We start from the raw sequence: 12,272 nt of genomic DNA on the forward strand, positions 1-12,272 counted from the left end.
TTCGGTCTCATTCTCGCGACGACAAGGAGACCACCATGACCGACCATGCCGCCCGCCTTCGCGACCTGCACCGTCCCGGCGACCCGCTGCTCCTGCCGAACGTCTGGGACGCCGGCAGCGCCAAGATCGTCCAGGAGGCGGGCTTCCCCGCCCTGGCGACCGCCAGCGCGGCCGTCTCCGCCATGCTCGGCTATCCCGACCACGAGGGCGCGCCCGCCGAGGAGATGTTCGCCGCCGCGGGCCGCGTCATCCGCGCCGCGAGCGTCCCCGTCACCGTGGACGCCGAGGCCGGATACGGGCTGCGGCCCGAAGAGCTGGTCGAGCGGCTCCTGGCCATCGGCGCGGCGGGCTGCAACCTGGAGGACACCTACGCGGGCGAGCTCGCCGAGCCCGGGGTCCAGGCGGAGTACATCGCCGCCGTCCGCGCCGCCGCGGGCGACGCCCTGGTGATCAACGCCCGCGCCGACTCGTTCCTGGCCAAGGTCGCGGACCCGGTCGCGGACGCGATGGCCCGCGGCCGCCTGTACCTGGAGGCCGGAGCCGACTGCGTCTACCCGATCACGGCCCCGCTGGACGCCGTCCGGTCCCTGGCCGAGGGGCTGCCCGGGCCCGTCAACGCGAACAACCTCCCTGGCTCGTCCCTCGCGGACCTTGCAGCCGCCGGCGCCGCCCGCGTCTCCTACGGCCCGATGCCCTACCTGCGCGCCCTGGACGCCCTCAAGGCGTTCGCGGGCCGCGTCCTCGCCCGGGAGGACCCGTACGCGTGACGTCGGCCACGGCGCCCGGGCCTGCCGCCCGGGCGCCGTTGCAGGCGCACCGGCATGCGTTTAGGCGCCGGCGGCCCTGGCTAGGCGCGGGCGGTGATTCGGGTGGGCAGGGACGCGAAGCCGCGGTCGTTGGAGGAGTGCACGCGCTTCGCCGCCTTGATGTCGATCTCGTAGTCGGCGACCGCGCCGACGAGTTCCTGGAGCGCGATGCGGGCCTCCAGCCGGCCGAGGTTCGCGCCGAGGCAGTGGTGGCGGCCGTTGCCGAAGGCGAGCGACGAGCCGGTGTCGCGGTCGAGGTCGAAGCGGTCGGGGTCGGGGAAGACGTCCGGGTCGCGGTTGGCCGAGCCGGTGAGCAGCAGGACGCGCGCGTCCGCCGGGATCTTCACGCCGTGCAGCTCGATCTCCTCGGTCGCGGTGCGGGCGAGCGCCTGCGTCGGCGGGTCGTAGCGCAGCGTCTCCTCCACCCAGTCCTCCACGCGCCCGGCGAACGCCCTGGCCCGCTGCTCCGGGTGCCGCCACGCGGCGTGCCAGGCGTTGCCGAGCAGCAGCATCGTCGTCTCGATGCCCGCGCCGACCAGCAGGATCAGCACCCCGACGATCTCCTCGGGGGTGAGCCGGTCCTCGCCCTCGGCCGCGTCCAGCAGCCCGGACAGCAGATCGCCCCGCCGCTCCTTGCTCCGCTCGACGGTCAGCTCGGTGTAGTAGCCGACCAGCGCGCCGATGGCCTGGAGCGCCTCCGGGGGCAGGTCGCCGCCCGCCTCGTCCCGGTACATGATGGCCATCCCCAGGTCGCGGACCAGGTCGCGGTCGGCCTCGGGGACGCCGACCAGCTCGGAGATCACGTCCGTGGGGAAGCGGGCGGCGAAGTCGGTCATCAGGTCGAACGTCCCGCCCTCCAGATGCGGCCGGAGGCAGCCGCGGGCGATCTCGCGGATCCGCGGCTCCAGTTCCTGGACGCGCCGCTGCGTGAAGGCCCGCGCCACCAGCCCGCGCATCCGGGTGTGCTTCGGCGGGTCCATCGCGACGAACGAGAAGAACCTCTCCGCGTCCGGCCCCCAGAAGGCGGGCTCGATCCGCAGGCCGTTGACGCTGGAGAAGCGGGTCGCGTCCTTGAGCGCGGCCATCACGTCGGCGTGCCGGGACAGGGCCCAGAAATCGTCGGTCTCGTTCCGGTAGACCGGTGACTTATCGCGCAGCCGCGCATACACCGGGTAAGGGTCGTCCTGAATGGAAAAGTCAAAGGGGCTGTAGAAGAGTTCCACCGCATGCCTTCCGGGTCGCCGCGTTCCTTCGGACCGATCCTGGTCTCCCGCTCGTGCGCTCGCCAACCATTTCACAAGAAAGGCCGGAGACCGGGGATCGGGTGCGGCGCCTTGCCCCGCCCCGGGGCGGCGCAGCCCCGGCCCGATGTGCATACTGGGGTGAAGCCCATGCACAATGGGGTGTTGCGATCTTCACTTCCGTCGCGGGTCCCGTGGCGGACGACGAAGCGAGGCCGCCGTGGAGAGTGAGCGGGTTCCGCCCGGAATCGACCCGACGAAGGCGCATCCCTCCCGCCGGTACAACTATTGGCTCGGCGGCAAGGACAATTTCGCCGTCGACCGCGAGTCGGCGGAGATGGTCGCGTCGGCGTTTCCGACCGTGGGTCTGGCCGCCCGCGAGAATCGTGCGTTCCTCAAGCGCGTGGTGGGCTATCTGGCGGGCGAGGCGGGGATCGGCCAGTTCCTCGACATCGGCACCGGGCTCCCCTCGGCGGGCAACGTCCACGAGGTGGCGCAGGCGATCGAGCCGACGTCGCGGATCGTCTACGTCGACAACGACCAGGTGGTGCTCGTCCACGCCCGCGCCCTGCTGACCAGCGCGCCCGAGGGCCGGACCGCCTACATCGAGGCCGACCTGCGCGATCCCGACAGGATCCTCGCCGACCCGGACCTGCGGCGCACCCTCGACATGACCAGGCCGGTGGCGCTGATGCTGGTCGCGACCATGCACTTCATCGTGGACGAGGACGACCCGTACGGCATCTTCGCGCGGCTGGTCTCCGCGCTCCCGTCGGGCAGCCACGTCGTGATGACCCACGCGACCAGCGACCATCTCACGCCCGAGCAGTACGCGGTGAGCGAGGAGGCCAACAAGCGGAGCGGCGTGCCGTTCCGGCTCCGCGGCTCGGACGAGTTCGCCCGGTTCTTCGGCGGCCTGGAGCTGCTTCCCCCGGGGATCACCTCGGTGGTCGAGTGGCGGCCCGACGTCCCCGAGGCCGACCGGCCGTCGATCGAGGACGTCTCGATGCTGTGCGCCGTCGCCCGCGTCCCTTGATCTCCTGACGATCTACCTCGTGTGACTATTCGATTACATAGAGTGGGGAAGAAAGGGGAGGGGACGGTCCATGTCCCGAAGACCGCCCGGAGACCCCCGAAAGGCTCCCCCACCATGCGCGAGCACGCCCTCACCGCCCCTCCCGCGCGAGATCGCCCGTGGTGACCACCGGGTGACGACACCGCCGGCGCGATCCGGTCGCGCCTTCCCGCCAGGGCATCGAGGGAGTCATTGGCTTGGGCACGCAACCATCGATGAGCTATCGCACGCTGGGGGCGCTTGAGGCGTCCGTCGGGGACAGGCGTGTCCCGATCAGCTCGACGAAGCAGCGCATCCTGCTCGCGTCGCTGCTGCTGCGCGCCAACCGCCTCGTCACCATCGACGAGCTGATCGACCGGCTCTGGGCGCATCCGCCGAGCGACGCGCGAGGCACCGCGCAGGTGCATCTCGGGCGGCTGCGGCGCACGCTGGGCGCCGCGGGGGCCGCGGGGGCGCTGATCCGCACCGACCCGAACGGCTACGTCATCGAGGTCGCCGACGACGACCTCGACATCGCGCGGTTCGCGGGCCTCGCCGGCCGGGCGCGGCAGGAGCGCGACGGGTACCGCGAGATCGCCCTGCTCAAGGAGGCGCTCGCGCTGTGGCAGGGCCGTCCGCTCAGCAACGTCCCGTCCGACCTGCTGCAGCGCAGCGACGTGCCCCGGCTGGTCGAGCAGCGGCTGCAGACGGCCGAGCGGCGGTTCGAGCTGGAGCTGGAGCTGGGCGACGGCAAGGACATGATCGGCGAGTTGCGGGAGCTGGCCACCGCCGAGCCCTTCCGGGAGCGGCTCTGGGCGCTGCTGATGACGGCCCTGTACCGGCAGGGACGGCAGCAGGAGGCGCTGGAGTGCTACCGCGCGTGCTCCACCGTCCTGCGCGAGGAGATCGGGCTCGACCCGGGGCAGGAGCTGCGCGACCTTCACGAGGCGATCCTGCGGCGCTCCCTGGAGGTTCCGCGCGCGCGGGTGCGCCGCGAGATCCGCGCCCTCCCCGCCCGATGGGACGTCAGGCTGGGCTCGCCCTGCCAGCTGCCGCCCGAGATCGGCGACTTCGTCGGCCGCACGGCCGAGCTGCGGCAGATCGTCGCCCACTTCGCCGCCCGCGGGCGCCCCGCCACCGTCCCGATCGTCGCCGTGGTGGGCTGCCCCGGCGTCGGCAAGACCGCCCTCGCGGTGAAGGCCGCGCACGCGCTGCGCGACAGGTTCCCCGACGGGCAGCTCTACATCCAGCTGGACGGCTCGACCGAGCGGCCCCGCGACCCCGTCGACGCGCTCGGCGACCTGCTGAGCGGCCTCGGCGAGCGGAGCACCACGCGCGGCGACCTCGACGGCCGGGCCGCGATGCTGCGCGAGCGCCTCGCCGACCGGCAGGTCCTGCTGGTCGTGGACGACGTCGCGGACGTGCGCCAGGCCCGGGCCGTCCTGCCGGGCACGCGCGGCTGCGGGATCCTGCTGACGAGCCGCCAGCGCCTGGTCGACCTGCCCGGCGTCGAACGCGTCAGGCCCGCACCGCTCACGCCGTGCGAGGCGCTCGCGTTCCTCGAACGGCTCGCCGGCGCGGGGCGCGTCCGCAAGGAGCGGTCCGCCGCCGAGGAGATCGCGCTGCTGTGCGGGCACCTGCCCCTCGCGCTGCGGATCATGGGGTCCCGGCTGGCGCTGCGGCCGTCGGAGGCCCTCGCCCGCGTCGCCGCGTCGCTGCGGGACGAGAGCCGCCGGCTGGACCAGCTGGCCACCCAGAACCTCCAGATGCGCTCCGTCCTGGACGCGAGCTACGCCGCGCTGGACCCCGCGGCGCGGGCGCTCCTGCGGCGCCTCGGTGCGCTGCGCGGCACCGAGTTCGTGGAGGGCACCGCGCTGGCGCTGGCCGGCGGCGAGGGCGTGCTGGCCCTGGACCGCCTGGTCGAGGCCAATCTCGTCGAGCCCGTCGAATCCGGCGCCTGCGGGGAGTCCCGCTACCGGCTCTACGATCTGGTCGGCATTCACGCCTCCCAGTACGTCGGCTAGGGCGCCCCAGGAGCACTGAACCCGCCTTCTCCCGGCTCGCCCGTGTCCGCATCCGGACACGGGCTTCCCCGTTCCTGTGCGCTCCCGCCGCTCCTGCTCGCGTGCCGACGCGCGTCGCCGGGCGCCGTCGGCGGGTCGTCGGTGGGCGGTCGGCGCCGCGTCGGTGATCCTTCGGCGGCCCTCCCTAGCGTCGTTTCCGGCGAATGGCACAGACCGTCCCGTCGGGGCACGGCATCGGGGAGATATCGCTGTGAACCGTTCACGAATCCTGTTTCCGCCCACCAAGGTGGCCGCCTCCGACGTGGAGCCGAACCGCCGGCTGGGGGGCGCCACGCGGGTGCTCCTGTCGCCGGGGTCGGCCATGACGACCGCGGGCTTCATGGCCGTGCTCGACCTCGAATCGGGCGAGCACGTCACCGAGCACTACCATCCGTACACCGACGAGCACGTCTACATCGCCGCGGGGGAGATCGTCGCGCGGGTGGACGGCGGCGAAGTGGTGCTGAGCACCCGGGAGTCCCTGCTGGTCCGCCGGGGGGCCCGGCACCGGTACGAGAACCGGGGCGACCGTCCCGCGACCGCCGTGCTGTTCCTGGGCCCGCTCGCGCCGCGGCCGGAGCTCGGGCACGTCGAGACGGAAGAGCCGCCGGGGTCGGAGCTGACCCCGCCGAGCGTCGGGGACGCGCCGTGACGAGGCGGGTCGCCATCACCGGGATCGGGGCCGTGACGCCGGGCGCCCCGGGCACCCGCGGGTTCTGGGAGACCGTCACCGGAGGCAAGCCCACGTTCCGCACGATCACCTCGTTCGACCCGGCGCGGTTCCGCTCGCGGGTGGCGGCGGAGGTCGACTTCGACCCGGACCGGCACGGGCTGACGTCCCGGCAGCGGCGCCGGATGGACCGTGCCGCCCAGTTCGCCGTCGTGGCGGCCCGGGAGGCGCTGGCCGACGGAGGGCTGCTCCTGAGCGACCTCGATCCGGTCCGCACCGGCGTGACGGTGGGCAGCGCCGTGGGCTGCACGGTGTCGCTCGAACGGGAGTACGCCGTCGTCAGCGACAGCGGGCGGCTCGCGGTCGTGGACCCCGCGTACGCGTCCCCGCACCTGCCCGACTACCTCGTCCCGGCGTCCCTGGCCCGGGAGGTCGCCTGGGACGCCGGCGCGGAGGGGCCCGCCTGCCTGGTGTCGACCGGCTGCACGTCCGGGCTCGACGCCGTCGCCCACGGGACGGAGATCATCCGCGATGGCGGCGCCGACGTGATGCTGGCGGGCGCGGCCGACGCCCCGATCTCGCCCATCACGGTGGCGTGCTTCGACGCGATCAAGGCGACGTCGCCCGACAACGACGACCCCGAGCACGCCTGCCGCCCGTTCGACGCGACCCGGGCGGGCTTCGTGCTCGGCGAGGGCGCCGCGATGCTGGTCCTGGAGGATCTGGACGCGGCCCGCGCCCGGGGCGTCCACGTCTACGCGGAGATCCGCGGGTTCGCGTCCCGGTGCAACGCCTTCCACATGACCGGGTTGCGGCCGGACGGGGCGGAGATGGCGGCCGCCATCGAGGCCGCGCTCGACGAGGCGCGGATCCCGGCCGACGGCGTCGACTACGTCAACGCGCACGGGTCCGGCACCCGGCAGAACGACAGGCACGAGACGGCCGCGATCAAGCGGGGCCTCGGCGAGCACGCCTACCGGCTGCCGGTCAGCTCCATCAAGTCCGTCGTGGGCCACTCGCTGGGCGCGATCGGGGCCATCGAGGTGGCCGCGAGCGCGTTGGCGATCGACCACGACCTGGTGCCGCCGACCGCGAACCTGCACCATCCCGACCCGGAGTGCGATCTCGACTACGTCCCTGTGTGCGCGCGGGAGCAGCGCGTCGAGACGGTGCTGTCGGTCGGCAGCGGCTTCGGCGGCTTCCAGAGCGCCATGGTCCTCAGTGCCCCCGGCAGGTGGGGGTGATGGGCGACCACGCGGTCGTCACCGGGGTCGCCGTGGCGTCCCCGAGCGGCCTCGGCACCGGGGCGCACTGGTCCGCCACGCTCGCCGGGCGCGTCGCCATAGGGCGGATCACCAGGTTCGACGCGAGCGGATACCCGGTGCGGATCGCCGGGCAGGTCCCGGGCTTCGAGGCACGCGACCACCTGCCCGGACGGCTCCTGCCGCAGACCGACCACCTCACCCGGCTGGCCCTGGTCACGGCGGACTGGGCGCTCGCCGACTCCGGTCTCGCCCCGTCCGCCGGGGAGCCCCTGGGCTACGAGGAGTCCCTGCGCTACGGCGTCGTCACGGCCAACTCGGCGGGCGGCTTCGCGTTCGGCGAGAACGAGCTGCGCAAGCTCTGGTCGACCGGCCCGGAGAAGGTCAGCGCGTACCAGTCGTTCGCCTGGTTCTACGCGGTCAACACCGGCCAGATCTCCATCCGCAACGGCCTGCGCGGCCCGAGCGGCGTCCTGGTCAGCGGGCAGGCGGGCGCGCTGGACGCGATCGGGCAGGCGCGCCGCGTCCTGCGCAAGGGCGCGAGCGGGGTGCTGACCGGCGGGTTCGACGCCGCGCTGTGCTCGTGGGGGGTCACCTCGCAGCTCGTCGACCCGCGCATCTCCCGCGACGACGACCCCGGCACCGCCTACCGGCCGTTCGCCGCCGGGGCGTCCGGCCACGTGATCGGCGAGGGCGGCGCGCTGCTGATGCTCGAACGCGAGGACGAGGCCCTGGCCCGGGACGCGGAACGGCACTACGGGCGCGTGGCCGGGTACGCGGCGACGCTGGACCCGGCGCCCGGCTCGGACCGTCCGCCCACGCTCCGCGAGGCCGCCGCCCTCGCCCTGGACGACGCCGGCATCGAGCCCGGGCGGATCGACGTGGTGTTCGCCGACGCGGCCGGCACCCCGGAGCTCGACCGCGTCGAGGCGGCCGCCATCGCCGACCTCTTCGGCCCGTACGGGGTGCCGGTGACCGCCCCCAAGGCGATGACCGGACGGCTGTCCGCAGGCGGCGCGGCGGTCGACGTGGCGACCTGCCTGCTGGCCATGCGGGACGGCCTGATCCCGCCCACCGCCGACGTCAGACCCGACCCCGCTTACCGGATCGACCTGGTCACCGGGCGCCCGCGGCGCGCCCGGATCGACCACGCGCTGGTGCTGGCGCGCGGCGAGGGCGGCTTCAACAGCGCTCTCGTGCTGGCCCGCCCGCGCCCTCCCGAACACCGATCGAAGGAGCCGAGATGCTGAGAGAAGACCGCATCACGCTGGCCGACCTGGTGGCCGTGCTGCGCGAATGCGCCGGTGAGGACGAGAGCGTCGACCTTGGCGGCGACATCGGCGACCAGCCGTTCACCGACCTCGGCTACGACTCCATCGCGCTGCTGGAGACCTCCGCGCGGATGGCGGACCGGTTCGGCCTGGTCCTCGACGACGACGTGCTCGGCGAGCTGGTGTCCCCGGCGGACCTGCTCAGATACCTCAACGGGGCCCCGCCGAGGCGGGCCGCGATGGCGGAGCCGGGCGCGGACATGACGCCGGCCGCGAACGCGGCGCGGGCGGGGGAGGCGTGACGATGGCCGGTCATACCGACAACGAGATCCTGGTGAACGCGCCGATGGAGCTGGTGTGGGAGCACACCAACGACGTCGCGGGCTGGCCGGAGCTGTTCACCGAGTACGCGTCGGCGGAGATCCTCGACCGCGACGGCGGCTCCGTCACGTTCCGGCTGACCACCCACCCCGACGCGGACGGCAAGGTCTGGTCGTGGGTGTCGCGGCGCGTGCCCGATCCCGCCACCCGCACCGTCCGGGCCCACCGGCTGGAGACCGGCCCGTTCGAGTACATGAACCTGCGCTGGGAGTACCACCAGGAGGCGTCCGGCGTGCTGATGCGCTGGGTCCAGGACTTCGCGATGAAGCCGACCTCGCCGATCCCCGAGGCCGCCATGCTGGACCGGCTCAACCGCACCACGGTCGAGCAGATGGCGCACGTCAAGCAGGTGCTGGAGCGCCGCGCCCGCGGTGGCGCCGACCATGGCCCCGGTGACCTGCACGCCCAGCGGCTGCTGTACCTGACGTGCGGGCCTCGGCTGGCGGCGGTGGTGACCACGCTGGCGGAGCTGGGCATCGTCGACCTGGTCGCGGACGAACCGCGCACCGCCGCCGAACTGGCCGAGACCGCCCAGGCGGACCCGGACGCGCTGTACCGGCTGCTGCGGTGCGCCGCGTCCGTCGGCATCTTGGCCGAGCGGCCGGACGGACGGTTCGCGAGCACGCCGCTGGCCGAGGGCATGCGCGCCGACCGTCCCTACAGCCTGCTGCCGCTGGTGCTCCACAGCGCGCAGCCCTACGTCACCGGGCCGTACAGCGCGCTGACCCACAGCATCCGCACGGGCGAGCCCGCGACGGTGCCCGCGCTCGGCTCCGACATCTGGCGGTACTTCGAGGAGCACCCCGAGGCCGGTGCCCGCTTCGACCACACCATGACCGCGCTGGGCCAATGGGAGACCGACCGGCATCTGGACATCGTCCGGCCCGAGCGGTTCCGCCGGATCGCCGACATCGGCGGTGGCCGGGGCCACTTCCTGGCGGCGGCCCTGCGGCGCGCCCCGGACGCGTCCGGGGTGCTGTTCGAGCGGCCGGACGTCGTCGCCGGAGCGGACGAGGTGCTTGTCGAGCAGGGCGTCGCCGGGCGGGTGACGAAGGTCGCCGGTGACTTCTTCGCCGATCCGATCCCGGACGGGTGCGACGCCTACGTCCTGAAGGCCGTCCTGCACAACTGGCCGGACGAGCGGGCCGAACGGCTGCTGGCCTCCGTCCGGAGGGCGATCGGCGACCGGGACGCCCGGCTGTTCGTCGTCGAGCAGGTCGTGTCGGAGGGGAACCGCTGGGACCACGCCAAGTTCCTCGACCTGGACATGCTGGTGCTGTTCGGCGGCAGGGAACGGCGGCTGGACGAGTGGCGGGGGCTGTTCGGCAGGTGCGGCTTCGAGCTGCCCGGCCGGCCGGGCGAAGGCCATTGGACGGTCCTCGAATGCCGTCCCACCAGTGTCGACGCTCCCCGCCGCGCGGCGGACGACGCGCTGCCGGCGGCCGCCCCGTCCGGCCCCGCTCGACCGGCCACGCCCGCGGCCCCCGCCGTGGCCGGCGCCCCCACCAGACCGGAAGGCCCGGCATGACCGACACCGGTACCGACACCGACACCGCCGACACCGACACCGCCGAAGCCGACGCGGCGGACGCCGGGCAGTGCCCGGCCTTCCCGTTCGCGTTCCGGCCGGGCGTGGACCCCGCCCCCGAGTACGCGCGGTTGCGGGCCGAACGTCCGATCATCCGGGTGAGGCTGCCCAGCGGTCACCGGGCCTGGCTGGTGACCCGCCACATGGACGCCCGCCGCGTGTTCACCGACCAGAGGCTCAGCAGGGCCGCCGCCTGCAACGCCGAGGGCGACGACTTCGCGGGCATCAACCCCCCGGCCGGATCCCTGTTCGCGCTGGACCCGCCGGAGCACACCGCGCTGCGCGCGCTGGTCAACAAGACCTTCACCGCGCGCCGGGTGGAGGACCTCAAGCCGCAGATCACCCTGGTGGCGGAGCGCCTCGTGGCGCGCCTCGTCGAGCAGGGCCCGCCCGCCGACCTCGTCGGGGGCTTCGCCCAGCCGCTGTCGATGACCGTGCTCTGCCGGCTGCTCGGGGTGCCCGAGTCCGACCACGCCACGTTCATCGCCTGGTCGCACGCGCTGCTGTCCACCGCCGGGACGGGCGGGGAGGTCGCGGACGCGCGCGGGCGGCTCGGCCGGTACGTGGCCCAGTTCATCGAGACCAGGCGCAGGGAGCCCACCGACGACCTGGTCTCCGCGCTGGTCGCGGCCGTGGACCGCGAGGCCGCCGCCCCGCACCAGGCGATCCTGCTGGTCATGGCCATCCTGGTCGGCGGGCACGACAGCATGGCCAACCAGCTCGCCGGCACCGCCTACCTGCTGCTGACCCACCCTGACCTCGCCGCGCGCCTGCGCGCCGAGCCCGAGCTGGTGCCGGAGGCGGCCGAGGAGTTCCTGCGCTACACCTCGCTGATCGCGGTGGGCGGCTTCCCGAGGGTGGCGCTGGAGGACGTCCGGCTCGGCGACGTCCTGATCAAGGCGGGCGACACCGTCATCGCGGCCGTCGACTCCGCCAACCGCGACGGCTCGGTGTTCCCGCATCCCGACGAGCTGCACGTCGAGCGCCGGCCGCGCGGCCACCTCGCCTTCGGGCACGGCACGCACCGCTGCCTCGGCGCGCAGCTCGCCCGTGCCGAGCTGGGCATCGCGATCACGACGCTGATCGGCGCGCTGCCGGATATGCGGCCGGCGTGCCCCGCCGGCGAGCTGGAGTGGGAGCGGGATTCGCTGGGACGCGGCCTGCGCTCACTCCCCGTCACCTGGTGACCGGACCACCGGGTGCCCCCCGACGCTCGCAGCAGTTCGCAGCAGTTCGCAGAAGGAGGACCGATGGCATCGCGACCGACGCACCGGGCGCTCATGATCCGACGGATCGAGCCCGCCGACCTCACCGCCGTGGCCCGGGTGTTCCAGGAGCACGACCGCACGCCGCTGCCGAGCCGGATCGGCGTCCGGCGCCGCACCCTGCTGCACTATCACGGCCTCTATATGCACCTGGTGGAAGGCGGACGGGGCTTCGAGGACAACCTGTACTCGGCGGGCGACGACCCGCTGTTCCGCGAGGTCGATCACAAGCTCGCCGGGCTCCTCGCCCCGTACGACCGCGGGCGGCCGAGCATGCGGGAGGCGCGGGCCGAGGAGTTCTACCGCTGGACGGACGACGCCCCGTCCGCGACCTACCGGCTGTTCCTGGAGATCCGCGTCCACGAGGGCCGCGGTGAGGAGTTCGAGGGGGCGTGGCAGCGGATGGCGGCGGTGGTCGGCGGGCAGCCGGCGAACCTCGCGCAGTCCCTGTCGCGCGACCGGCGCGATCCGCACACCTACTACGTCGTCAGCGACTGGACCGACGAAGAGTCCTTCCAGCGCTTCTCCCGCGCGCCCGAGCACCAGGCGCTCGCCGAGACGATCCGCACCCTTGGCACCACCGTCCGCATGACCGGCATGCAGATCCGCGAACAGCAGGACTCCTGATGGCTCGACTCCTGACGAACGGCCCCCCGTCCGGCCCTCCCCAC

The 12,272-nt window shown here is 73.8% G+C and carries 11 protein-coding genes; 10 read left to right on the forward strand and 1 reads right to left on the reverse strand.

From position 1 onward, the window contains the following. Positions 1–35: 35 nt before the first annotated feature. On the forward strand, positions 36–767 hold the full coding sequence (locus E1298_RS13705) for an isocitrate lyase/PEP mutase family protein (protein ID WP_131893020.1): 732 nt from the start codon (positions 36–38) through the stop codon (positions 765–767). Positions 768–847: 80 nt separating this feature from the next. On the opposite strand, the gene E1298_RS13710 is transcribed toward E1298_RS13705, so the two are convergent. Then, complete coding sequence (locus E1298_RS13710) at positions 848–1,975, reverse strand: cytochrome P450 (RefSeq protein ID WP_243725567.1); 1,128 nt, start codon at positions 1,973–1,975, stop codon at positions 848–850. 292 nt (positions 1,976–2,267) lie between these two features. Here E1298_RS13710 and E1298_RS13715 point away from each other — a divergent pair, with 292 nt between their 5' ends. The 9 genes from E1298_RS13715 to E1298_RS13755 all read left to right on the forward strand — a co-directional run bounded on the left by E1298_RS13715 (position 2,268) and on the right by E1298_RS13755 (position 12,228). After that, positions 2,268–3,083 (forward strand): SAM-dependent methyltransferase, encoded by an 816-nt coding sequence (locus E1298_RS13715; protein ID WP_207944611.1) that lies wholly within the window; start codon positions 2,268–2,270, stop codon positions 3,081–3,083. Positions 3,084–3,337: 254 nt separating this feature from the next. After that, a complete protein-coding gene (locus E1298_RS13720; RefSeq protein WP_131893026.1) occupies positions 3,338–5,125 on the forward strand; it encodes an AfsR/SARP family transcriptional regulator in 1,788 nt (595 codons plus the stop codon). Positions 5,126–5,375: 250 nt separating this feature from the next. Beyond that, complete coding sequence (locus tag E1298_RS13725; RefSeq protein WP_243725568.1) at positions 5,376–5,816, forward strand: cupin domain-containing protein; 441 nt, start codon at positions 5,376–5,378, stop codon at positions 5,814–5,816. Further along, a complete protein-coding gene (locus E1298_RS13730) occupies positions 5,813–7,078 on the forward strand; it encodes a beta-ketoacyl-[acyl-carrier-protein] synthase family protein (protein ID WP_131893028.1) in 1,266 nt (421 codons plus the stop codon). Before E1298_RS13725 ends, E1298_RS13730 begins: the two co-directional genes overlap by 4 nt. Then, positions 7,078–8,346, forward strand: coding sequence for a ketosynthase chain-length factor (locus E1298_RS13735; RefSeq protein WP_131893030.1), 1,269 nt, complete (start codon positions 7,078–7,080; stop codon positions 8,344–8,346). The genes E1298_RS13730 and E1298_RS13735 overlap by 1 nt, the downstream gene beginning before the upstream one ends. Then, positions 8,340–8,669: an acyl carrier protein gene (locus E1298_RS13740; RefSeq protein ID WP_131893032.1), complete on the forward strand. Its 330-nt coding sequence runs from the start codon at positions 8,340–8,342 to the stop codon at positions 8,667–8,669. The genes E1298_RS13735 and E1298_RS13740 overlap by 7 nt, the downstream gene beginning before the upstream one ends. Positions 8,670–8,671: 2 nt before the next feature. Continuing rightward, positions 8,672–10,276, forward strand: coding sequence for a methyltransferase (locus E1298_RS13745; RefSeq protein ID WP_131893034.1), 1,605 nt, complete (start codon positions 8,672–8,674; stop codon positions 10,274–10,276). Beyond that, entirely contained in the window at positions 10,273–11,523 is a 1,251-nt protein-coding gene (locus tag E1298_RS13750) for a cytochrome P450 (protein WP_131893036.1), read from the forward strand. Before E1298_RS13745 ends, E1298_RS13750 begins: the two co-directional genes overlap by 4 nt. A 63-nt stretch (positions 11,524–11,586) precedes the next feature. After that, entirely contained in the window at positions 11,587–12,228 is a 642-nt protein-coding gene (locus E1298_RS13755; RefSeq protein WP_131893038.1) for a TcmI family type II polyketide cyclase, read from the forward strand. The last annotated feature ends 44 nt before the right edge of the window (positions 12,229–12,272 follow it).

It is taken from the genome of Actinomadura rubrisoli (assembly GCF_004349215.1).
Taxonomy (GTDB): Bacteria; Actinomycetota; Actinomycetes; order Streptosporangiales; family Streptosporangiaceae; genus Spirillospora; species Spirillospora rubrisoli.

Excerpts from the sequence above, each read along its gene's own strand:
- E1298_RS13705 (WP_131893020.1), top strand. The coding sequence starts at position 36 with ATGACCGACCATGCCGCCCGCCTTCGCGACCTGCACCGTCCCGGCGAC.
- E1298_RS13720 (WP_131893026.1), top strand. The coding sequence starts at position 3,338 with ATGAGCTATCGCACGCTGGGGGCGCTTGAGGCGTCCGTCGGGGACAGG.
- E1298_RS13735 (WP_131893030.1), top strand. The coding sequence starts at position 7,078 with ATGGGCGACCACGCGGTCGTCACCGGGGTCGCCGTGGCGTCCCCGAGC.
- E1298_RS13740 (WP_131893032.1), top strand. The coding sequence starts at position 8,340 with ATGCTGAGAGAAGACCGCATCACGCTGGCCGACCTGGTGGCCGTGCTG.
- E1298_RS13745 (WP_131893034.1), top strand. The coding sequence starts at position 8,672 with ATGGCCGGTCATACCGACAACGAGATCCTGGTGAACGCGCCGATGGAG.
- E1298_RS13750 (WP_131893036.1), top strand. The coding sequence starts at position 10,273 with ATGACCGACACCGGTACCGACACCGACACCGCCGACACCGACACCGCC.
- E1298_RS13755 (WP_131893038.1), top strand. The coding sequence starts at position 11,587 with ATGGCATCGCGACCGACGCACCGGGCGCTCATGATCCGACGGATCGAG.